Annotated in this window: 18 protein-coding genes and 1 riboswitch; of the genes, 9 read left to right on the top strand and 9 right to left on the bottom strand. The window is 60.2% G+C overall.

What is annotated here, in order from left to right; all coding sequences use genetic code 11:
* Genes ASD36_RS23710 through ASD36_RS23695 form a run of 4 tightly spaced genes read right to left on the bottom strand, consistent with a single transcriptional unit; the run spans position 1 to position 3490 of the window.
* Positions 1-1065 carry an iron ABC transporter permease gene (locus ASD36_RS23710; protein WP_082512055.1) on the bottom strand — a complete coding sequence of 355 codons (1065 nt, stop codon included), beginning with the start codon at positions 1063-1065 and terminating at the stop codon, positions 1-3.
* Positions 1065-1772: a hypothetical protein gene (locus tag ASD36_RS23705; RefSeq protein WP_060503466.1), complete on the bottom strand. Its 708-nt coding sequence runs from the start codon at positions 1770-1772 to the stop codon at positions 1065-1067. Before ASD36_RS23705 ends, ASD36_RS23710 begins: the two co-directional genes overlap by 1 nt.
* Positions 1765-2388, bottom strand: coding sequence for a hypothetical protein (locus tag ASD36_RS23700; RefSeq protein ID WP_060503465.1), 624 nt, complete (start codon positions 2386-2388; stop codon positions 1765-1767). Before ASD36_RS23700 ends, ASD36_RS23705 begins: the two co-directional genes overlap by 8 nt.
* A gap of 16 nt (positions 2389-2404) precedes the next feature.
* Positions 2405-3490 carry an ABC transporter substrate-binding protein gene (locus tag ASD36_RS23695; protein ID WP_060503464.1) on the bottom strand — a complete coding sequence of 362 codons (1086 nt, stop codon included), beginning with the start codon at positions 3488-3490 and terminating at the stop codon, positions 2405-2407.
* 407 nt (positions 3491-3897) lie between these two features.
* Here ASD36_RS23695 and ASD36_RS23685 point away from each other — a divergent pair, with 407 nt between their 5' ends.
* A complete protein-coding gene (locus tag ASD36_RS23685) occupies positions 3898-6000 on the top strand; it encodes an NAD(P)-binding protein (RefSeq protein WP_060503495.1) in 2103 nt (700 codons plus the stop codon).
* 36 nt (positions 6001-6036) lie between these two features.
* On the opposite strand, the gene ASD36_RS23680 is transcribed toward ASD36_RS23685, so the two are convergent.
* Together ASD36_RS23680 and ASD36_RS23675 are read right to left on the bottom strand one after the other, a co-directional pair.
* The gene (locus ASD36_RS23680) at positions 6037-7371 is read right to left on the bottom strand and encodes an ATP-binding protein (protein ID WP_200954921.1); all 1335 of its coding nucleotides are present in this window, start codon (positions 7369-7371) and stop codon (positions 6037-6039) included.
* Complete coding sequence (locus ASD36_RS23675) at positions 7368-8105, bottom strand: response regulator transcription factor (protein WP_060503461.1); 738 nt, start codon at positions 8103-8105, stop codon at positions 7368-7370. The genes ASD36_RS23680 and ASD36_RS23675 overlap by 4 nt, the downstream gene beginning before the upstream one ends.
* 232 nt (positions 8106-8337) lie before the next feature.
* On the opposite strand from ASD36_RS23675, the gene ASD36_RS23670 reads away from it, so the two are divergent.
* Positions 8338-9192 carry a MipA/OmpV family protein gene (locus ASD36_RS23670; protein ID WP_060511949.1) on the top strand — a complete coding sequence of 285 codons (855 nt, stop codon included), beginning with the start codon at positions 8338-8340 and terminating at the stop codon, positions 9190-9192.
* Here the strand turns inward: ASD36_RS23670 and ASD36_RS23665 are convergent.
* Positions 9189-9404 (bottom strand): hypothetical protein, encoded by a 216-nt coding sequence (locus ASD36_RS23665; RefSeq protein ID WP_060503460.1) that lies wholly within the window; start codon positions 9402-9404, stop codon positions 9189-9191. The two genes, ASD36_RS23670 and ASD36_RS23665, sit on opposite strands and share 4 nt — an antisense overlap.
* Before the next feature lie 122 nt (positions 9405-9526).
* Between ASD36_RS23665 and ASD36_RS23660 the strand changes: the two genes are divergently transcribed.
* The 5 genes from ASD36_RS23660 to ASD36_RS23640 all read left to right on the top strand — a co-directional run bounded on the left by ASD36_RS23660 (position 9527) and on the right by ASD36_RS23640 (position 14704).
* Positions 9527-11053, top strand: coding sequence for an ABC transporter substrate-binding protein (locus ASD36_RS23660; RefSeq protein WP_060503459.1), 1527 nt, complete (start codon positions 9527-9529; stop codon positions 11051-11053).
* Positions 11054-11139: 86 nt separating this feature from the next.
* Positions 11140-12081, top strand: coding sequence for an ABC transporter permease (locus ASD36_RS23655; protein ID WP_060503458.1), 942 nt, complete (start codon positions 11140-11142; stop codon positions 12079-12081).
* Positions 12081-12950, top strand: coding sequence for an ABC transporter permease (locus tag ASD36_RS23650; protein WP_060503457.1), 870 nt, complete (start codon positions 12081-12083; stop codon positions 12948-12950). Before ASD36_RS23655 ends, ASD36_RS23650 begins: the two co-directional genes overlap by 1 nt.
* A gap of 3 nt (positions 12951-12953) precedes the next feature.
* A complete protein-coding gene (locus tag ASD36_RS23645; RefSeq protein WP_060503456.1) occupies positions 12954-14165 on the top strand; it encodes an amidohydrolase/deacetylase family metallohydrolase in 1212 nt (403 codons plus the stop codon).
* A gap of 71 nt (positions 14166-14236) precedes the next feature.
* Positions 14237-14704 (top strand): RidA family protein, encoded by a 468-nt coding sequence (locus ASD36_RS23640; RefSeq protein ID WP_037110393.1) that lies wholly within the window; start codon positions 14237-14239, stop codon positions 14702-14704.
* 16 nt (positions 14705-14720) lie between these two features.
* On the opposite strand, the gene ASD36_RS23635 is transcribed toward ASD36_RS23640, so the two are convergent.
* On the bottom strand, positions 14721-15536 hold the full coding sequence (locus tag ASD36_RS23635; protein ID WP_060503455.1) for an IclR family transcriptional regulator: 816 nt from the start codon (positions 15534-15536) through the stop codon (positions 14721-14723).
* Between the two features lie 112 nt (positions 15537-15648).
* Here ASD36_RS23635 and ASD36_RS23630 point away from each other — a divergent pair, with 112 nt between their 5' ends.
* Complete coding sequence (locus tag ASD36_RS23630; RefSeq protein WP_060503454.1) at positions 15649-16848, top strand: aminotransferase class V-fold PLP-dependent enzyme; 1200 nt, start codon at positions 15649-15651, stop codon at positions 16846-16848.
* A gap of 35 nt (positions 16849-16883) precedes the next feature.
* Positions 16884-18725, top strand: coding sequence for an ABC transporter ATP-binding protein (locus ASD36_RS23625; protein WP_060503453.1), 1842 nt, complete (start codon positions 16884-16886; stop codon positions 18723-18725).
* A 505-nt stretch (positions 18726-19230) separates the two neighbouring features.
* On the opposite strand, the gene ASD36_RS23615 is transcribed toward ASD36_RS23625, so the two are convergent.
* Complete coding sequence (locus tag ASD36_RS23615) at positions 19231-21531, bottom strand: TonB-dependent siderophore receptor (RefSeq protein ID WP_200954920.1); 2301 nt, start codon at positions 21529-21531, stop codon at positions 19231-19233.
* A gap of 25 nt (positions 21532-21556) precedes the next feature.
* A riboswitch (cobalamin riboswitch) is annotated at positions 21557-21755 on the bottom strand.
* Positions 21756-21905: the final 150 nt, after the last annotated feature.

Genomic DNA, 21905 nt, shown 5'->3' with positions numbered 1-21905 from the left:
CTACCATCCCTCGCTTCGTGTCCGGTGCAGGAGCAGCATGAAGACGGGAGCGCCGACGATTGCCGTCAGGACGCCGAGTGGGATCTCGGCTGCGACCAACGACCGAGCCATCGTATCAACGGCCAGCATGAAGCTCGCGCCAAGAAGGGCGGCAGCGGGAAGAAGCCTGTTATGATCCGGCCCGACCAGCACACGTGCGAAATGCGGAACCACCAGCCCGACCCAGCCGATAATGCCGGAATTGGCGACGCTTGCCGCGGTGATGCCGGTCACGCAACACAGAATGAACCAGCGGCTGGGCTCGACCTTGAGGCCGAGCGCCCTCGCCTCTTCGTCGCCGAGCGACAGGATATTGATCCGGAACCGCATCATCAGCAGCGGGATGGCAAACAGCGCCACGATTGGCACCATGTAGAAGGCACGTTCGGGAGTTGCGCTGGCGAACGATCCCATCAGCCAGAAGACGATGGCGGGTAGCGTATCGTTGGGGTCGGCGAGGTAGGTGGCGAGCGAAACAAGCGCTGAAAACAGCGCCGACACCACGATGCCGGACAAGACCAGCATCAGGATCGAGGATCGGCCAGCCTTGCGGCTCGCCAGCACCACCAGCACGAGCGCCCCGAAACCGAGGGCGAAAGCCATCGACCAGAGGGCCATGGCGCCAAGACCGAGCAGGATTGCCAGCACGCCACCAAAGGCAGCACCGGAGGAGACGCCGATCACATGCGGATCGACCAGCGGATTGCGGAACACACCCTGCAGAACGGCACCCGACAGCGCCAGCCCGGCGCCGACAAAGGCACCGATCAGCATGCGCGGCACCCTGACGAGTTCGACGACGCGCCAGACCGGTTCCGCCACCGCCGCACGGCCTTCGCCAAGACCAAGCCAGCCACCGGCGAGAGTTACCAGATCGAACAAACTCACCGAATAACGGCCGATGCTGAGCGCGGCGATGGCGGTTGCGAACAGCAAGGCAACCAGCGCCGGCATCACCAGTCTTTGCGGCCCAACTCTGTGGTCAACCGCGTCGAAGGAGGCGTTTTCTTTCACGAGCGCCGACATCAGCGCAAAGTATCCGGCACGGTATCCTTGCCGGACACGAGGACCCCATCAGGAGCGATCAGCGCTTCCAGGATATCGTGGAACAGATTGGGCTGGTAACGCGGGTCGGAACAAAATTGTTCGATATGGTCGCCATTGTGCACGAACACCTTGCCGCCGTCCGGCATCTGCCAGACCCAATCGACAGGCCCTTCGTGGATGGAGCCGTCGGCGGTCGGTCCGCCGATCAGACATAGCGCCTGTCCGCCTTCCGGGACGTCCGTATACCCGCGCGCATATTGACCAAGAATGCCTTCGTGGCGGTGGAAATTCTCGAAATCCATCCGTCCGAAATAGGCGCCCGGTTGGGCGGGGCGGATCATCCAGTTGGTGAACGGCCGCGGGCTGACCGTCTTGAACGGAGAGAGGCAGGGTAGCCACGGCAGGATGATATGGCCGTTGATCAGGAAATGCCCGCCTGCTGCGAGATAGGCAACGAGTTTCGGCTCAATCGATTTCATGAAAATCTGATCGTGCATGCCGGAGACGAACAGCACATCAACATCATCGAGCGCGATGTCTTCCAGATCATAAATATCGTGCGCGCTGTAGCGCCAGTTCTGCGGGACGAGACCGCCCATGCGGTCGATATTGTAGCTTCTGGTGGAGCGGACATAGAGCAGGTGCGGCCGCTTCCCGCCGCGAAATGCCGGTGCCTGTTCAACCACGTTCCTGTACCTCCGCCTTGAGCCACGGGTAGAAGCCGTTGAGAAAACGTGTTGTGGCCGGCATGAAACGGCGGCCATGATGGGTATGCGGGTCGATCGTCGAGGCAATCAGTCTTCCGCCACCGGCCACGGGCTGGTCGTACATCAGACAGCCCTCGTCATTGTCGAGGTTGAGGATCGGGGTCGCGCCTTCGGCAAACCGGAACGCGCCGAAGAAATGCCAGCACATGTCGGCGAGCGGAATGGCCTTTGCCATGGAGTGACCGGGATTGGGCTGATAGGCCTCCATCCGCCCGCCCGGCTTCATCCACCATTTCCAGTCCTCGGTCTCGCGCGAAAACCACTGCACGGTCACGACATCGAGCCATTCGTCCATGCGGTTCGGTTCGAACACGATCAGGAACCCGCCATTGGCGAGGTAATCGTTGAGCTGGCGGGCGTGTCTTTGCAGCAGCGCCTGATTGGAGAAGTCGGGGACGACGATCGCCTTAAACCGGCCGAGATCGACGCGATCGAGCGTGCGCAGATAGATCTCTTCGTCGAGATAAGTCTTGTAGTCCTGATAGCATTGCAGATGCGCGCCATCGCCGGACGTGATGAAACCAATATCTTTCACGTCGTCCCCTCTTCCTTTACTCGGCCTTGCCGAATGCTTCGGCGTAACCGGCGCTCTTGCCGTTCCAATCCATCTGCATCAGCTGGTCGATCTGTTTGTCGGAGAGCTTTTTGCCATAGAGCAGCTGGAAGCCATCGGTGACGGCTGCGCGCATATCGGTCTCGAAGAGGTCCGGATAGCCAATTTCGGCAAACCACTGATAGGTGAGTTCGCCGCCTGCAGCCGTTGCCGGATCGATGGCCGGTGTCTTGTAAACGCGGCCGTTCTTGACGGCGTCAAGCGCGCCGAGGACCGGGTGGGCAAGAATATCCGACGGCTTGATCGCATCGTTGTAGTAGTTGACGAAGATGATGTCCGGCTTCCATTCGAGCAGGGATTCCGCGCCGACCTTGACCGAACCTTCGGTGAAACCCGCTTCCGTTGCTGCGTTCGCGAGCCCCGAAGCGGCGAAGTAGGCCTCTTCCCGGCCGAAGACGACGAATTCGTTGTCGTTCATGCTGTCGATAAACGCGATGCGCGGTTTGGGCCGGCCGGCTTTTTCAAGAACGGCAGCAATATCCGAGACGGTCTTGTCCTCCCAGTCGAGAAAGGCCTTCGCGCGGTCTTCCTTGCCGAGGATCTGGCCGAGCATCGAGACATAGCCGCGGCGGGTTTCGCGCGATTCCGTACTGACGGTGGCAACCTTGATGCCGGCATTTTCCATCGGTGCGACACGCTCGTCGCCCTTGGCCTGCCATTGCACGACGACATCTGGCCCGGCTTTCAGAATTTCCTCGACATTCGGGATGAAGTTCGGGGCGACGAGATCGGTGCGGATATCGGCAATCTCGGGGAACAACTGGCCGATCACACCGCCCATCAGCGCTGCCTTGGCGCGCGGGTTGATCGCGGTCAGGCGCTGCGTGCCGCCATCGAGTGCGATCAGTGCTTCGGGAATGGGCAGCGGGAAAATCGCGACGCTGTCGACGGGACGCTGGATCGTGATGTCCTGGCCACGCGAATCCTTGACCGCGATGTCGTCGGCACGAGCCGGTGAAAAGGTCAGCGCTGCAAGGCTTGCGAGCAGCGGCAAGAGCGAGCGGGAATATGGCAGTCCGGTCATGAAGACACCCCTTCTGGCGAATATGTCATTCGCATAATAATCATGACTTCAATAGTCAAGTATTCGTTTGGGATATGAACCTGGATGCGTGGGATGCCGTAGAATACAAGCCGCAAGACCCTTTGCTTTCGGGCATTGAACTCCACTCCCTGGGTGGCGTCGGTGCGCTTCGGGCCGATCAAAGAGTCGAGGGGTGATGATGTGTTCACCCTGACCGGGGGAGGCCGCTGGGTAACAAGACTTCTCGTTCCAATGGGCCGATAAAGTGAAATATTTTCAACAGACTATCGCTAATTATATGACTGTATAAATTTCCTTGCACGATGGACGAAGCCCGCTATCCTGCCTGTACAGACTGCCCGGAAAAGCGGCAGTGGCGACAACAGCAAGTGGACGACGGCCAGACGATGATGAGAGATCCCCGCTACGATGTGCTTTTCGAACCGGTGAAAATCGGGCCTTTGACGGCACGCAATCGCTTCTACCAGGTCCCCCACTGTTCCGGCATGGGCTATCGCTATCCCAACGCCGAAGCGCATATGCGCGGGATCAAGGCGGAAGGTGGCTGGGCGGTGATTTCAACACAGGAGGCGGAAATCCATCCAACCTCCGACCTGACGCCCGCCAACGAGGCCCGGCTCTGGGATGACGATGATATCGGCGCATTGGCGCTGGTTGCCGACAAAATCCACGCGCATGGAAGCCTTGCGGCAATCCAGCTGGTTCACAACGGCCTGCACGTTGCCAACCGTTTCAGCCGGATGATCCCGCTCGCGCCCTCGCATGTCGTCGGTGATGGACTGGATCCGGTGCAGGCGCGGTCCATGGACAAGTCCGATATCGCCGACATGCGCCGCTGGTACCGCAACGCCGCCATCCGCGCCAAACAGGCCGGTTTCGACATCATCTACATCTATTCCGGCCATGACATGAGCGTGATCCAGCATTTTCTGTCGCGGCGGCACAATCACCGTACCGACGAATATGGCGGCTCATTCGAGAACCGGCTGCGGCTTTTCCGGGAGATTCTGGGTGACGCGCGCGACGTCGTCGGCGATACCTGCGCGCTTGCCGTCCGTCTGGCCGTCGATGAGTTGCTCGGACCTTCCGGCATTACCTGCGAAGGCGAAGGCCGCGACATCATCGAGGCGCTGGCCGAAGTGCCCGATCTCTGGGACGTCAACCTGTCGAACTGGTCGAACGACAGCCAGACGTCCCGGTTTTCCGAAGAGGGCTTTCAGGAGCCGTATATCCGCTTCGTCAAATCGGTGACCACCAAGCCCGTGGTCGGTGTTGGGCGCTACACGTCGCCGGACAGCATGGCGCGGGTGATCACGCAGGGCATCATGGATTTCATTGGTGCGGCACGCCCGTCCATTGCCGATCCGTTCCTGCCGGTGAAGATCGAGGACGGCCGGATCGACGACATCCGCGAGTGCATCGGCTGCAATATTTGCACCTCCGGCGATAACACCTGCGTTCCCATGCGCTGCACGCAAAATCCGACGGTGGGCGAAGAATGGCGCAAGGGTTGGCATCCGGAAAGGATTGCAGCGGCCGAGACCGCCGATGCTGTGCTGGTCGTCGGTGGCGGACCGGCAGGGCTCGAGGCGGCGCGTGCGCTGGCGCAGCGCGGACTTGACGTGACATTGGCCGAAGCCGGCCGGGAATGGGGCGGTCGTGTCAGCCGCGAAAGCCGGTTACCGGGGCTTGCAACATGGGCGCGCGTGCGGGACTGGCGCGTGGGACAGTTGAAGACCTACCAGAATGCGCAGATGTATCTGCAAAGCCCGCTCAGCGCTGAGGATATCCTGCAATACGGCATTCCTCACGTTGCCATCGCTACCGGCTCGCACTGGCGCAGTGATGGCGTTGGCCGCACGCACTGTCTGCCGCTGGATTATCTTCAGGCGGGCGTCACCGTATCTCCGGATGCTTTGCTTCGTGACGGTGCAAACGCGGTAGCGGCAGACGGCCCGGCCGTCATTTTCGACGATGACTGTTTCTACATGGGCAGCGTGTTGGCTGAACTGCTGGCGGCGTCCGGACGGAAGGTCACCTTCGTGACGCCGGAGGCGCAGGTTTCGCCGTGGAGCAATCATACATTGGAACAGGCGCGGGTCCAGCGGCGGCTGATCGACCTGAATGTGACGATCATCACCGCCCACTGTCTTTCCGGCCGCACGGCCGATAGTCTTGAACTGGCCTGCATCTACAGTGGAAAGACCCTGTCGATCGATTGCGCCACGCTTGTCACGGTGACCGCCCGCCTGCCTGACGAGGGGCTCTGGCTGGAGCTGACTGCGCGCCGCAGCGAATGGGCCAATGCCGGCATCCAGTCCGTGACGCGTATCGGCGACTGTCTGGCGCCGGGGTTGATCGCGGCTGCAAACTATTCGGGCCACCAATATGCGCGGGAGTTTGGAACGGCGCGGCCGGAAGATGCGGTGCCGTTCCTGCGCGAGGACATTGGCATGATCCGGTCAGCCGCCCCGGCCGCAGGCAGTTGAACCGGCATATCGATTATCCGCAAGTTGCCGCCGCCATCACGCCGCCAAGGCAAGCGTTTTGGGAGCCGCTATCGTCACCGTCAGCCCGCGGGGCTTGGTATCGGACAGCTCCATCAGGCCGTGATGGGCCTGGACGATATCGGCGACGATGGAAAGGCCCAGCCCGAAGCCTGCCTTCCCTTCCACCCGTGCCTGGTCCACCTTGAAGAAAGGCTCAAGCACGCGCGCCCGCAGATCGCTGGGAATGCCCGGGCCATCGTCCGAGACGGTGATTTCATAACCGGCTTTTGTTTCGCTCAGGCGAACCGTGACATGGTCGGCGAACTTGACGCCGTTGTCGCAAAGATTGGTGATTGCCCGCATCATCGCCAGCGGTTTGCAATGAACGATCATTCTGTCCGGCCCGGCGTAGCGGACCTGAAAACCGATATCGCTGAATTCGGCACAAACGGTTTGCAGGATGCTGACGAGATCGGCCTTCTGCATCGGTTCGATGGCATAATCGTCCCTGAGATAATTCAGGCTTTCGGCAAGCAGGCGATCAATCCTAACCACGTCTGACAGCAGCGCTTCGCGCAAGGGGCCTTCGTCCAGGCGTTCGGTGCGCAGCCGCAGCCGCGTCAGCGGGGTTCTGAGATCATGGCCAATTCCCCGCAGCATGCGCGTGCGCGATTCCACCATGATCCGAATACGGTTGCGCATGCCGTTGAGCGCGCGCGCGAGCGCGACGATTTCGACGGAGCCGCGCTCTTTGAAAATCTGCGAACCATTTGCGATGTCGGCCTCGTTCGCCGCCTGGGAAATCCGCCTGATCGGCTCGGTGATGGCCTTGATGGCAAAGAGGAAGAAGAACAGGACGAGCACGATGACGGCGACGATGTAATAGGCTCCCTGGCTGACGGTGGCGCTCGTCAAGATGGCGTCGGGTATGCCGCTGAGTACGAGAAGCGTCGTGTTGTCGATCTCCAATGCGATAACCCGCTCTCCATCAAGAAATGTGCGCCAGCCGCCAATCGGCGGCGTTGCGCCATCGGTTGGAAACAGCCATTCGACGATAGATGCGGCGATGCCGCCGACTTCAGGCGAACCCGTAAAGCGCGTGCTGACCGAGGCCGGCTGCAGCGAGAGTTTCCAACCTGCCCGGCCGGCATTGGCAAGAATGGCGTCCCGTTCCTGCGGGGTGGAAAATTTCAAAAGCTCCGCGACGGCGTTAACCCGCTCGGTGATAGTTTCCATGTTCGGAGCGCCGCCATCGCTTTTGGCCCAGCGCTCCAACGCACGGCCGGCGATAATCACCGTCAGCAGGGCCGCGACGATGACGAACGTAATCTGGCCGCGGATGGTGCGAGGCACGAGGCGGCTCAATCTCATAGCTCTTCGACCGCCGCCGTGAACATATACCCGCCGAGCCGAACTGTTTTGACGAGAACGGGATCGCGCGCATCTACCTCGATCTTCTGCCGCAAGCGGCTGATGTGAACATCGATGCTGCGTTCGATAGGCCCAGCCAGACCGGCATGCGTCACCCCCAGCAACTGTTCTCGCGTCAGCACGCGGCCGGGGTTCCGGCAGAATGCCAGCAGCAGATCAAACTCATGTGTCGTCATTGCCACGCGGGCGTCACTGGGATTGTGCACCTGCCGCCTGAGAGGGTCGAGGCGCCAGCCATCGAACCGCAGCAACCTTTGCCGGGCTCCACTCAACGGCGGCAGTGCCGAACGGCGGAGAAGGCCGCGGATGCGCGCAATTAGTTCGCGCAGGTTGAAGGGTTTGGTGACGTAGTCGTCGGCTCCGATCTCCAGGCCGACGATGCGGTCGATTTCACCATCAGCCGCGGTCAGCATGAGAATGGGAATATCCGTGGTGACGCGAAGGCGGCGGCAAAGGCTCAAGCCGGTCTCTCCGGGCAACATCACATCCAGGATGACCAGGTCGAAATTTGACGCCCGCATGCGGGCATCCATGGCCACCCCGTCCGCGGCGATTTCGGCGGCCATGCCGCTTTCGTTGAGGCTATCCCTCAGCATGCCGGCGATCTGCACATCGTCTTCGACGATCAGAATTCGGGACATATCCGGCAAAGCGCGACTTCCTCCACCGTGCATCCTGCCCCCATCCTTTCTTTTCCGGCCGTCTGGACTAGCACGGCTGGCGCCGGTTTTGACCCAGGCAAATATTAAGATTTGTTGCGTGATTGCGTGCCCGCCGGGCGACGCGAAACAATCCGCAACATTATCCAACATTGCAGCCTTTTGCAGCATGGCAAAAGAGAGCAGCGAAGACCGCTCCCTCGGCGCTTTCCTGATCGCAAGGCCGACGGCAGGAACCGGAGATTTCATGCCTCACAACCCCATCCCGACATGCTGGCTCCAGGGCAAGCTCTCTCTGGCACTTCTCTCGGTGCTGATCATGCCTGCATCCGGATACGCCGAAAGCCTTCCGGTTGGTGATGGCAGAACTACGGCGCCCATATTCATCCCAGACCGCTTCGGAGCCGTTGCACAAAAACTGCACGGCTGGGACACCGTTATCGGTGCAGGCGTCATGTACCGGCCGAAATATGAAGGCAGTCGCGACATGGAGATTTCGCCGGTCCCCTTCGTCTCGGCGACGTTCTTCGACCGGTTGACCATCGATCCCTCCGGTATTGGGGTGAAAGCCTATGAGCGGGGGCTTTTTCAACTGGATGTCAAATTTGGTTACGATCTTGGCCGTTCCGAGGACGATTCAGATGATCTTCGAGGCCTCGGCGATATTAATGCGGCCGCCACGATCGGCGGTAAGGCGAGCCTGAATTATGGGTCCGCGACCTTCTTCGTTTCGGCTGACAAGATGATCGGCGGCAGCGATGGCCTCATCGGCAAAGCTGGCATCGAGATCACGCAACCCGTTACGGAAACCATCTTCCTGGGCGCCGGGGCGTCCGTGACGTTTGCCGACAGGAATTACATGGAGACCTATTTCGGCGTGGATGCAGGTCAGGCAGTTCGCTCCGGTTACAGAACCTACAAGCCGGGCGCGGGCGCAAAAAGCATTGATCTCTCGGTCTCCGCGACCTATCTGATCAACGGCAACTGGATGCTGCGCGGCGAACAGACACTGGGCATGGTTACCGGCGACGCGGCCGACAGCCCCATCGTCAGGCAAACCCTCCAGCCTTCAAGCCTGCTGATCCTCGGCTACCGATTTTAGGTGTGCTTACCACGGCCGCGAGGCGCCGTGAACGGCTCGAAGCGCACGGCCGTCGGAGCGGCTGTTCCATTCAAATAGTTGTGATCGCCGGTTGTGGGAAAGCGGATTGCTGCCGCCGATGCGGACACTTCGTGCTCCGGAGCTGAATCAAACGCAATATTTTCAAGGCCTGAACCCGGACAACCCGCCATCAGCCTGCAATCGGTGCTCATGAATACCAATCCGCTTGGTGGTCATCTTGCGGTCACATTTCCTATTGACAGAAACTGCATGCGTTCTATTCTGTTATAAGAATACATATAACATAATAATGGAACAAATGGGAGGCTCCAATATGAAGATGATGACAGCACTTTTACTCGGAACGGCATTGACGGTCTTACCCTCCAGCCTGTTTGCGCAGGAGAAGGGGGGCATCGTCAACGTCGCTACGATCGGCGAACCGCCGACGCTCGACCCGATGTCATCGACCGCCGATCTCGTCGGTATCGTCACGCAGCACATTTTCGAAACGCTCTACACGTTCGACAAGGGCTGGAAGGTGACGCCGCTTCTGGCCGAGAGCCTGCCGGAAATCAGCGCCGACGGTAAAACCTATACGATCAAGTTGCGTACCGGCATCAAGTTTCACGACAATACGGACATGACATCCGACGATGTCGTCGCTTCGTTGCATCGCTGGGAAAAGATCGCTTCGCGTGGCAAGCAGGTGGCCGGCTTCATCACCTCGATCGAGGCCGTCGATCCCGCAACCGTCAAAATCACGCTGACGCAGCCCTATGCGCCGCTCGCCTCGCTGCTCGCCTTCAACAATTCCGCTGCCATCATCATTCCGGCTGAAAAGCAGGATGACGTGATGAAGGACTTCATCGGTACGGGTCCTTACATGCTGAAAGAGCGCAAGGCCGATCAGTATATCCAGCTGACCCGCTTTGACGGCTACAAGTCGCGCGGCGGCGAGAGCGATGGTTATGGCGGCGCCCGCCACCAGTATCTCGATGAGATCCGCTTCGTTCCTGTCCCGGATCCGAACACCCGCGTCGAAGCTGCAATCTCCGGCCAGTATGATTATGTCGACTCGATCGCGGTCGAATCCTTCGACAAGATCAAGGCTTCGTCGGCGACGCAGCCGATGATGCTGAAGCCGTTCGGCTACCCGGTCTTCGTCTTCAATACGGCTGAAGGTGTGAGCAAGAACGTCGCCGTGCGCAAGGCCATCCGTCAGGCGCTCAGCATGGAAGACATGATGGCCGCTGCCTTCGGCAGCCCGGACTTCTTCTCGCTCGATGGCGCAATCTATCCAGAGGCTTATTCTTGGCATACCGAAGCAGGCACCGATGGCGCCTATAACGTGGCGGACCCGGAAGGGGCTGCGGCTGCATTGAAGGCCGCCGGTTACAATGGCGAGCCGCTGCGCATTCTCACCAGCCGCCAGTATGAGTTCCACTACAAGATGGCGCAGGTCGCAGCGGAATATCTGAAGCTTGCCGGCTTTACCGTCGACATGCAGGTTGTCGACTGGGCGACGCTGACGCAGCGCCGTGCCGATCCGAAGCTGTGGGATATCTACATCACGCATAGCCCCTTCTTGCCGGAGCCGGCTTTGATCGGTTCGCTCTCGACCAGCTCGCCGGGCTGGTGGGACACGCCCGCCCGCAAGGCGGCGGTGGATGCCTTTACGGCGGAAGTCGATCCCGACAAGCGCGTTGCCTTGTTCGGCGATGTCCAGAAGGCAATCTATGATGACGTTGCCTTTATGAAGATCGGCAACTTCAACGCAGTTGCAGCCAAGTCGACCAAGCTTGAAGGTGTCGATCCGGCTCCGTGGCCATACTTCTGGAATGCCTCGATCGCGAAGTGATCATCGGGTAATCGACGACACCGGCTCATCAGGGCCGGTGTCCGTTCCGGGCCTGCAGGTGTCCGGAGCATAAGGATCAGGCTTTCATGATACGGTACATTTTCCAGCGCCTTTTCGGCATGATCGTCGTGATGTTTCTCGTCGTCACGATCGTTTTCGTCATCGTGCGCGTTACACCCGGCGACCCGGCTGCGGTCATGCTCGGACCAGACGCCACGCCCCAGGACATAGCCGATCTGCGCACGCAGCTCGGGCTCGACCGGTCGCTCGGCGTTCAATACATCTATTATATGGGCCAGTTGCTGAGGGGGGATCTCGGTCAGTCGATCTTCCTGAATATGCCCGTGACATCGGCACTGCTCGACCGGGCCGAACCGACCTTTTTCCTGACGCTGTTCTCGCTGCTGATTGCCTGTGCCATCGCTCTGCCGATCGGCATCTATGCGGCCTACCGGCGTGGCTCGATCTTCGACCAGGCCGCCACGGCACTGGCAATGCTCGCCGCCAGTATCCCGAGCTTCTGGCTCGGCCTCATCATGATGCAGGTGTTTGCGGTCCGTTTCGACATGTTTCCAGTGTCCGGTTATGGCGGGCCGGGATCGACCTTTACGGAGCGGATGTACCATCTGGCTTTGCCGGCGTTTGCACTCGGGATCGTTTCTTCCGCGCTGGTGCTGCGTTTTACCCGCGCATCGATGCTCGATGTTCTCGGTGATGATTATATCCGCACCGCCCGCGCCAAGGGTTTGATCGAGCGCCGCGTCATTCTCAAGCACGCCCTGAAGAATGCGCTGATCCCGATCCTTACCGTTATCGGCCTGACGGCGGCGGTTCTCGTTTCAGGTGCTGTCGTCACCGAGACCGTGTTCGGCCTGCCAGGGATCGGCAACCTTGTGGTGTCGGCCGTGCTGCGGCGCGACTATCCGGTCATCCAGGGTGCACTGCTGGTCATCGCTGCGCTCTACGTCCTGATCAATTTTGCCATCGACATGCTCTATCTGCTGGTCGATCCGAGGGTGCGTTACTGATGACAGCAATCGTCTCCAAACCGGCGCTCAGCGAGCGCAGCAAGTTCATCCGGCGGCTTTTGAAGCGCAAGACGGTGGCTTTCGGATTGATCGTCCTGACGATCTTCGTGCTGCTGGCTATTTTCGCGCCGCTGATCGCACCCTATTCGCCGTCGAAATTGTCGATCGTCAATCGGCTGAAACCACCAAGCGGAACCTTCATTTTCGGTACCGACGAATTCGGCCGCGACGTGTTTTCGCGGACGATTTATGCCGCGCGACTGTCCCTGCTGGTCGGTGCTGCCGTGGTAACGCTGTCTGCCGTGATCGGTGTGACGCTGGGGCTGATCGCCGGGTTCTTCAAACAGTTCGATGCGCCGATCGCCCGGCTGATCGATGCGATGATGGCGTTTCCGGATATTCTTCTCGCCATCGCGCTGGTGGCGGCCCTTGGTCCGTCGCTGACCACGGTTATCATCGCGCTCAGCATTGTCTATGCGCCGCGTCTGGCGCGTATCGTCCGCGCCTCGACGCTGGTGATCCGGGAACTGCCGTATATCGAGGCATCCCGGGCGTTGGGTATCTCGACGCGGCACATCATGACGCGTCACGTGCTGCGCAACCTGTTGTCACCGATCCTGGTGCAGGGCACGTTCCTCTTTGCCAGCGCCATGCTGGCGGAAGCCGGCCTCTCGTTCCTCGGCCTTGGCGTCAGCCCGGAAATCCCGACCTGGGGCACGATGATATCAGCCGGACGGCAATATATCGGCCAGGCCGACTGGATGACGTTGTTTCCAGGCTTTGCCATCATTCTCTCCGTGCTGTCGCTGCAAATGGTTGGCGACGGATTGCGCGATCTGCTCGATCCAAGACTTCGAAAGGACTTATAAATCATGTCTTCCGGATATGAGGCGAAGGGGCCTGTGCTTCTCGCCAACGTCAAACCCATGGCCTTCGGCGCGGGTGTACCCAGCACCTCGATCGATATTCTCATCAATGCCGACGGCCGCATCGCTGAAGTTGGCCCGTCGCTTTCAGTATCCGCAGATGTTCAACGCATCGACGGCAAGGGTGCGTGGATCTCGCCGGGCTGGATCGACCTGCATGTGCATATCTGGCATGGCGGCACGGATATTTCGCTGCGCCCGTCCGAATGCGGCGCCGAACGTGGCGTCACGACGATGGTCGATGCGGGCTCCGCTGGCGAAGCCAACTTCCATGGTTTCCGCGAATACATCATCGAGCCGTCGCGCGAGCGCATCAAGGCGTTCATCAATCTCGGCTCCATCGGCCTTGTCGCCTGTAACCGGGTGGCGGAACTCAGAAGCATTCAGGATATCAATCTTGATCGTATTCTCGAGGTCTATGCCGAAAATTCTGAGCATATTGTCGGCATCAAGGTACGTGCGAGCCATGTCATCACCGGTTCCTGGGGCGTAACGCCGGTCAAGCTTGGCAAGAAGATCGCCAAGATCCTCAAGATCCCGATGATGGTGCATGTCGGCGAACCGCCGGCGCTCTATGACGAGGTTCTCGAAATCCTCGGCCCTGGCGATATCGTCACTCATTGCTTCAACGGCAAGGCGGGTTCGAGCATCATGGAAGACGAGGATCTGTTCGATCTGGCCGAACGCTGCGCCGGCGACGGTATCCGGCTGGATATCGGCCATGGCGGCGCGTCCTTCTCGTTCAAGGTTGCAGAGGCGGCGATCAACCGCGGCCTTCTGCCGTTCTCGATTTCAACCGACCTGCACAATCACTCGATGAACTTCCCGGTCTGGGATCTGGCAACGACCATGTCGAAACTGCTGGTGGTCGGGATGCCGTTCGAGAAAGTGGTGGAAGCTGTCACCCAGGCGCCGGCCTCGGTCATCAAGTTGCCAATGGAAAATCGCCTTGCCGTCGGGGAACGCGCCGACTTCACCATCTTCGATCTCGTCGATTCCGACATCGAAGCAACGGATTCCAATGGTGACGTCTCGGTTCTCAATCGGATCTTTGAGCCGCGCTATGCCGTCATCGGTGCCGAGGCGATCGCCGCCAGCCGTTACATTCCACGTGCGCGAAAACTCGTGCGTCACAGCCATGGTTATTCCTACCGGTAACCGGCCATTTTTACGTTTTTGCAGACACAGGAGTTCGCGTGAACAGTTCCACAGCAACCGTCGCCGGCAGGATGGGGTCGCCCGCCGAGCGGCTGGCCTCGCTCGGCCTCACGTTGCCGCCGCCGCCGCCGCCGATTGCCAATTTCGTCACGCATGTGCGCGAAGGCAATCTGATCTATCTCTCCGGTCAGGGACCGCGCGAGGCGAATGGCTTCATGCATACCGGCAAGGTGGGTACCGGCGGCGTCACGATCACCGACGCCTACGGCCACGCTCGGTTGACCGGCATCAATCTGCTGGCCGTGCTGCAGGATGCGCTGGGCGACCTCTCCCGGGTGCGCCGCGTGGTCAAGCTGCTTGGCATGGTCAATGCGGAGCCTGATTTCGAGGATCATCCAAGCGTGATCAACGGTTGCTCCGATCTCTTCGTCGAGGTCTTTGCTGACGCTGGCCAGCATGCGCGCTCTGCCGTTGGCTTCGGATCATTGCCGGGGAATATCACCGTCGAAATCGAAGCGATCGTCGCCCTTTACGACTGAGGAACCATCCGGCATGTCAATGGCTGCGCCAGCCCATCAAGGTTTCGATCCGCTCCGCCGACGCGCGGACATGGGACGTGTAATGCGTCTCGTCGGAAAAAGCCTTCTGCTCCGGCAGAACGATAGAGATCGTGGCAACGCACTGCCCTTCGCGGTCGCAGATCGGCGAGGCAATGCACGCAACGGCATAATCGGATTCGCCGGCCTGAATGGAAAGCCGGGCGTGCATGGCTTCCGCCGCCGCCGTGGCCAAGGTCGCCGGATCGACATCGGCGCGGCCGGTGGGCGACGAGCGGGCACAGCGCTTGAAGAGTTCGAGGCGTTCGTCATCCGGCAGATGGCCGACCAGAAGGCGGCCGGACGCGGTCCAGTTCAGGGGCACACGGGTTCCGACCCGCGAGGTGACCTGAAAATGACTGGGGCCTGCCGCCATCGCCAGCACCAGCATATGATCGCCGTCACGGCCGCAGACCTGAACGGTCTCCCCGGCCTCACGGCAAAGATCGTGCATTTCATGGGTGGCGACGTTCATGAAATCGAGCGAGCGGGCATAGGCCAGACCGTAATGGTAAAGCCGGGCGCCGAGCCAGATCATGCTGTCGGCATCGCGCGTCAGCAGGTTCTTTTCGACGAGATCGTCGATGATCACGTAGACGGTGGACAAGGGCGCACCAATCGCCTTGGCGATCGCGTAGGCGCCGGAAGGCGCACCGGTCTCGTACAGGTAATCGAGGATCTGCAGGGTCCGGTCGATGCCGCTGACGCGCGAACGCTTTTCGCCTTTGACATTATCCAGGACTGCGGTGGAAACGGGCTGGGTTTTGGTATCCAAGAGAAAAGCTCACATTGCGATTTGGTATCGTTATTACATTATTATGGCATAGCTGTCGACTGCCTGAAGGCGATGTCTTCAAATTGTGACAGCGGAATTTTTGGAGAAGACGATGCCCACTGAAGACATCCGCACATCGCTTGGCCTGCGTCCGGTGATCAACGTTTCAGGCACGATGACCAGCCTTGGTGCATCCATCGTCGTCCCGCAAGCCATTGCCGCGATGACGTCAATCCTGCCGCAATTCGTCGAGATGAACGACCTGCAGCGCAAGGCAAGTGCGGTGATCGCAAGGCTGACCGGCGGCGAAGCGGGCTTTGTCACGGCGTCGTGTTCGGCGGGTATCAGTCTGGCTGTTGCCGGAACGATCACCGGCAATGACCTGCTGGCCATCGAGAAACTGCCGGAAGTGAGCACCCAGAAGACCGAAATTCTTGTGCAGATGGGCCATGTCGTCAGCTATGGCGCGCCGGTCGATCAGGCCGTCCGGCTGGCGGGCGGCAAGACTGTGATGATCGGTCAGGCAACCTCGACGCACCGCTACCACATGGAAAACGCCATAAACGAAAAGACGGCGGCGGCGCTCTACGTCATCTCGCACCACGTCGTCGATTACGGCCTGCTCAGCCTCAAGGAATTTGCCGAAATCGCCCATGCCAAGGGCGTGCCCGTCATTGTCGATGCCGCATCGGAATATGACCTGCGCCTCTTTCTCGAACAGGGCGCCGATATCGTGATCTATTCGGGCCACAAGTTCCTCGGCGGCCCAACCTCCGGCATCGTCGCCGGCAAGAAGGAACTGGTCCGCCACGCCTTTCTCCAGAACATGGGGATCGGCCGCGGCATGAAGGTTGGCAAAGAGAGCGTCTTCGGCGTCATGGCCGCGCTTGAAGCCTGGGAGACCCGGGATCACGATGGCATCCGCGCCCGCGAAACCGGCTACCTGCATTTGTGGCGCGACACGCTGGAAGGACGTCCCGGCGTCCAGGCGCTGATCGAGCCGGATCCGACCAACAACCCGCTAGAGCGCATGCGGGTGATCATCTCGGCGCCCGAAGCCCATATCACCGCCTGGGATCTTGCTGATGCGCTGGCCCGCGGTACGCCGCCGATCATCGTGCGCGATCATGAGGTCGAGCATCGCTATTTCTATCTCGATCCCTGCAACCTGCACCCCGGTCAGGAGACGATCGTTGCCAACCGTCTGGCCGAAGAGCTCGACAAGGCCAGGGCCTCGAACGAGGTCATCGCGACACCGCTGGAAAACCGCAGCAAGCACCGTTTCGACGGCGCTCTGCGCTGGCCGGATTGATCCGACCATTCTGAAACCCAACAAAGGATTCCGCCATGGCCAGTTCCCTCGCCCACAAGATTGACCCCGCGCAGCCCGTCCTGTCGGTGGAGAACCTGACGACATCCTTTATGGTCGACGGGGAGTGGAAACCGGTCGTGCGCAACGTCTCGTTCGCGGTCGCCCCCGGTGAAACGGTGGCGATCGTCGGGGAATCCGGCTCCGGCAAGAGCGTCACCTCACTGTCGATCATGCGGCTTTTGCAGACTGATACCAGCCGCATCGAAGGCAGTGTTCTGCTCGACGGGCGCGATATCCTCAAATTGCCGGAAACTGCGATGCGCAAGGTGCGCGGCAACGATGTGGCGATGATCTTCCAGGAACCGATGACGAGCCTCAATCCGCTCTTCACGATCGGCGACCAGATCTCCGAAGCGCTTCTCTGTCATTCGGCGATGAGCAAACGCGATGCCCGGGCCGAAACCATCCGGCTTCTGGAAAAGGTGCGCATTCCTGCGGCGGCTTCCCGTTTCGACGAATATCCGCACCGGTTTTCCGGCGGCATGCGTCAGCGCGTGATGATTGCCATGGCGCTTGCCTCGCGGCCAAAACTCCTGATCGCTGACGAGCCGACGACGGCGCTCGACGTCACTATCCAGGGGCAGATCCTGGAACTCATCAAGACCCTTCAGGAAGAGGAAGGCACCTCCGTTCTGTTTATCACGCACGACATGGGCGTCGTCGCTGAAATCGCCGACCGCACAGTGGTGATGTATCGTGGCGAACAGGTGGAGACCGGCCCGACCAGCGATATCTTCTTCCGCGCCAAGCATCCCTACACCCGTGCGCTTCTGTCGGCCGTACCCGTGCTGGGGTCGATGAACGGCAAGGACCGGCCGATGCGCTTTCCGATTGTCGATCCGGCAACCGGGCTGCCAGACACCCCCGCCGAAACGATCGACACGGTCGCCTCGGGCAAGCGCCCGGTTCTGGAAGTGCGCAACCTCACCAAACGTTTCGACATCCATTCGGGCCTGTTTGGACGCCTGACCAGCCGTGTTCATGCGGTCGAAAACGTCTCATTTGAGCTGCATGCCGGCGAAACCCTGTCGCTGGTCGGCGAATCCGGCTGCGGCAAGTCCACCACCGGCCGCGCCATCATGCGTCTGATCGAGCCGCAGGCCGGCTCCGTCATGGTCGAGGGCACCGAGGTCCTGACGCTCGACAAGGACGGCATGCGCGAGATGCGCAAGAGCGTCCAGATGATCTTCCAGGATCCTTTCGCCAGCCTCAACCCGCGCATGCGCATTGGCGCGGCGATCGCCGAACCTTATCTCGAACACAAGATGGGAACAGAAAAACAGGCGCGTGATCTGGTGGCCGATCTGCTGGTCAAGGTCGGCCTGTCCGCCGACATGGCATCACGTTATCCGCACGAGTTTTCCGGTGGCCAGCGCCAGCGCATCTGCATCGCTCGCGCACTGGCGCTCGATCCGAAGGTGATCGTCGCTGACGAAAGCGTTTCGGCGCTTGATGTCTCGATCAAGGCGCAGGTGATCAATCTGCTGCTCGACCTGCAGCAAAGCCTCAACCTCGCCTTCCTGTTCATCTCCCACGACATGGCCGTCGTCGAGCGCGTCAGTCATCGCGTCGCGGTAATGTATCTCGGCGAAATCGTCGAGATCGGCCCGCGTGCCGCTGTCTTCGGCAATCCGCAGCATGCCTATACGAAAAAGCTGATCTCGGCCGTGCCGATCCCCAATCCGGACCGGCGCCGGGAAAAGAACAAGATCAGCAATGACGAGATCAGAAGCCCGATGCGTCCGGCGGATTACAAGGCCGTGCCGATCCAGTATCACGAAGTTTCGCCGGGCCATCTGGTGGCGATGTCCGTGTAACGGGATGAAAAGCCGGCACACTTTATACGTTTAAATTGTGCCTGCGCGAGAGGCAGTGCACCCGATGCGGATGACTGGTCACTCGGTGCTGCCGCCGAAAAATTTGGAAAGACTACGCAGGAAGCCGACCAGCCAGGCGCGCCGCCTTTTGCCAACCCTCCCCTCCCGGCGAACGATGCAACCGTGTCGCAGTATCGATGGCCGTCAGTTTTCTGGCTCAGCCTTGCGTCAGTGACGTCAACTTTTGGTGCAGTGCCGATGATATTCGCGGTCAAAGCGCCGAGATTCCGGATGACCTCTTGTCTCAACGCATGCCGCTCTTTCCGGGGACTGGCAGCGGCGTGCACCATCAGGGTTCAGGTATCTTTGCGGCCCAGCAAGACGCTGCTCGCGAGCGGCGGCAGAGGCCGTGCGGTAACTTGGAGTTGCCGGCCCCGTTAGCTAGGGCCGGCAACAGGGTCACTATCCAAGGCGGCTGCCTTGGACGGTGATGGCGGCAGGGTCGTCAAAAAGCGACCCTCAAAGAAAGCGTTGCCGAGCGGTGCGCGCCCAACATCCATTGTGTCGAACTGCCCGAGGTAGCATAAACCTCGTCGAACAGGTTCTCGACAAAGAGGTCGAGCGAAGCCGTCTCGGTCGGCCTCCACTGCAGGCCGGCATTCACGACAGCATATGCCGGCCGTGTCGCCGTGTTGGCATTGTTGGTGTACGCCTCGCCGGCATAGTGGACCCCGGCCTGCGCCATCCAGTTTTCAGCGAAGTCCCAGGAGGCATAGAAATTAGCGGCAAAGCGGGGCACATTGGGTGGCGTTTTGCCGGAAAAATCGCCACTCGCCTGAATATAGTTGTCGAATTCAGCCTTTAGAATGGTGCCGTTGGCATCGATGCGCCATCCTCCATCAAGCTCCAGTCCGATTGCCGCCTCTATGCCTTGGGACGACTGCTGCCCGATCTGACGGATGATGGTGTGGTTGTTGGGGTCTCGGGCCAATACGTTCGTCTTGACGATACGATAAGCCGAAAATGTCGCTTCGGCTCGGTCGTCCAGAAAACTGTATTTGACCCCAACTTCATACTGTTCTCCCTCGGGGAGTGCGTAATCCTTCTGCGCATCCGACAGCGACAAAAGGTTGCCGATCGGTTCGGATGCCGCGGAGTACTGTGCGTAGAGCGCCACGTCGGGGTGTGGATTGTAGACCGTACCCACCCGCCAGTTCAGCGAATCGTAAGTCCGCTCGAAAGCGACGCCGGTCTGGGGGTTGGAGCGGTTCACGGTGGGGCTGTCGTAACGCAGACCACCAACGATCGAGAACTGATCCGTCAGCGCCAGCCTGTTGTCGGCGAACAGTGAATATTGCCAGACCGTGCTGCGGTTGTTCGTGAGGAGGTTGTCTGGCCCGATGAATTTACCTGGATCGAAATCGATGGAAGGGACAGTTGAGGCGCCCGGATAGGGTGAGTTGTTGGTGTTCGCAAAGCGAATGCGGTTTACGTCGAAGCCAATGACGGTGTTGTTGTCCATACCGGCAACTGTGCTGTCGAGCACCAAATCCGTGCGGTTGCCGTACTGCTCATAATCATGGTGGACGGCAATGTAGTCGCTTCGCAACACCGTTTTGGTCGCTGGCTGGTAGAGGTAGCTCTCGACGTTTCGCCATTGGCGGTCGCTCGAGATGCGGTAGCTGGTGCTGTTGAGAGTGAGATTTTCCGCAGCCTGCCACTCGGCCTTGATCTGAGTGAAGTTGTCCTGGTAGCGGTTGAGTGCGTCGGCGACGTTGTAGTTTTGCTTGCGCAGGCGTTTGTCCAGTTTCCCATCGACAAGCGGGGTACCGAAATATGCGGTGGGCTCGGTGTCGCCGTAGTCATGGGAAAAAGTGAGTTTCAGGTCATCGGCGGCCTGCCAGAGGACGCTCCCGGATATGGCGAGATTCGACGCATCGCCACGCTCGATCCAGCCTCGCGTATCCCTCGCACTGACGTCAAGACTATAGGCAAGGCTGTCGTTGATCGGCCCGGCGCTGCCGAAGGCCAGCCCTTTCTTGCCGTCGGTGCCGATCGTCGTCACGATCTCATTGCGGCGGCTGTCGGTAAGCGGCCTCTTCGGAATGATGTTGATCGCACCGCCAATCGCACCCTCGCCGTAAAGAACGGAGGCCGGCCCATGCAAGATCTCGATGCGATCGACCGTGTACGTATCGAAGGGAAAGCTGATGGTGCCGGCTGCGGGATAGAAGCGCGTACCATCGTAAAGGCGCGCTACGGCTCCATTGCCGGTGAAGCCGCGCATGCCGAGGGAGGTACCCCCATTGCCCGGCGAGCCCAGAAAGGTGATGCCTGTGCCGTTACGTGCGATGGCCTGGTTGACGTCGGTCTGACCGCGCTTGCGGATGGTGTCTCCGTCAACGATCTCGACACTGGCAGGCGTTTCGAACGGCGTGAGATCGAGGCGACTACCCGCGTTCGACCGGGCCTTGAGATTTGGACCCGGCCCTACTCGATCACCCTTGCCGGAGACCCTGATGGTTTCCAGCTCGGTGACCTGGTCTGTGAGTGGCTTTTTACCTCGCACGACCTCCTGCGCTTCACCACTCGCCGCCGTCAAGAGGACGGCGGCGAGTGCGCTGCCAGACAGTAAGGTAGCACGAATTGGACGATACTTGGGATCGAGGCGGAGGGCGGCACTTTTTGAGGCGCCTATGGCGTGAGGTTTGGAAAACAAGGTGGAATGCTCCAGCGGTACGTTGCACGTCACCGCGACCAAAGCCGCCTTCGCCGCATTGTTTTGCGACGAGGATTCGGCTTTCACCAGGACACCCCGCCCAGCGTGCTCACGTATGACAACGGCTGACGGCAGGTCTCCTGACTCGCGGTTCGCTGCTCCCTATCGCCTTCCCAGGCGGAGCCCAGTGGCGTGTTGACAGGAAGCTAGCCGCTTACAGTTGCGGGGGCAGTCGCGGCATTGGATGCATGACATCCGCACCGCGTTCCCTTTTGATTCCCTTGCGGGAAACCGTCGCGCTTTTGTTACGGAGCACGCGCCGGTTGTGCAAGTCACGTTTGAGACTATAGTGGCGTTCTCATGCCGTGCGACCTGTCATGATAAGGAACATTGCCGTCGGCCACCCCGGTCTCCGTCGGGACAACCTGTTGAGGCTCCAAAGCAGCCACGATCACATTGAT

The sequence above is a fragment of the Rhizobium sp. Root1334 genome (assembly GCF_001426665.1).
In the GTDB taxonomy this organism is placed as follows: Bacteria; Pseudomonadota; Alphaproteobacteria; order Rhizobiales; family Rhizobiaceae; genus Pararhizobium.
The sequence above is the reverse complement of the archived record's forward strand: the minus strand, read 5'-3'. Positions and strand labels throughout refer to the sequence as shown.

Excerpts from the sequence above, each read along its gene's own strand:
- ASD36_RS23710 (WP_082512055.1), bottom strand. The coding sequence starts at position 1,065 with ATGTCGGCGCTCGTGAAAGAAAACGCCTCCTTCGACGCGGTTGACCAC.
- ASD36_RS23695 (WP_060503464.1), bottom strand. The coding sequence starts at position 3,490 with ATGACCGGACTGCCATATTCCCGCTCGCTCTTGCCGCTGCTCGCAAGC.
- ASD36_RS23685 (WP_060503495.1), top strand. The coding sequence starts at position 3,898 with ATGATGAGAGATCCCCGCTACGATGTGCTTTTCGAACCGGTGAAAATC.
- ASD36_RS23680 (WP_200954921.1), bottom strand. The coding sequence starts at position 7,371 with ATGAGATTGAGCCGCCTCGTGCCTCGCACCATCCGCGGCCAGATTACG.
- ASD36_RS23675 (WP_060503461.1), bottom strand. The coding sequence starts at position 8,105 with ATGCACGGTGGAGGAAGTCGCGCTTTGCCGGATATGTCCCGAATTCTG.
- ASD36_RS23670 (WP_060511949.1), top strand. The coding sequence starts at position 8,338 with ATGCCTCACAACCCCATCCCGACATGCTGGCTCCAGGGCAAGCTCTCT.
- ASD36_RS23665 (WP_060503460.1), bottom strand. The coding sequence starts at position 9,404 with ATGAGCACCGATTGCAGGCTGATGGCGGGTTGTCCGGGTTCAGGCCTT.
- ASD36_RS23660 (WP_060503459.1), top strand. The coding sequence starts at position 9,527 with ATGAAGATGATGACAGCACTTTTACTCGGAACGGCATTGACGGTCTTA.
- ASD36_RS23655 (WP_060503458.1), top strand. The coding sequence starts at position 11,140 with ATGATACGGTACATTTTCCAGCGCCTTTTCGGCATGATCGTCGTGATG.
- ASD36_RS23650 (WP_060503457.1), top strand. The coding sequence starts at position 12,081 with ATGACAGCAATCGTCTCCAAACCGGCGCTCAGCGAGCGCAGCAAGTTC.
- ASD36_RS23645 (WP_060503456.1), top strand. The coding sequence starts at position 12,954 with ATGTCTTCCGGATATGAGGCGAAGGGGCCTGTGCTTCTCGCCAACGTC.
- ASD36_RS23640 (WP_037110393.1), top strand. The coding sequence starts at position 14,237 with ATGGGGTCGCCCGCCGAGCGGCTGGCCTCGCTCGGCCTCACGTTGCCG.
- ASD36_RS23630 (WP_060503454.1), top strand. The coding sequence starts at position 15,649 with ATGCCCACTGAAGACATCCGCACATCGCTTGGCCTGCGTCCGGTGATC.
- ASD36_RS23625 (WP_060503453.1), top strand. The coding sequence starts at position 16,884 with ATGGCCAGTTCCCTCGCCCACAAGATTGACCCCGCGCAGCCCGTCCTG.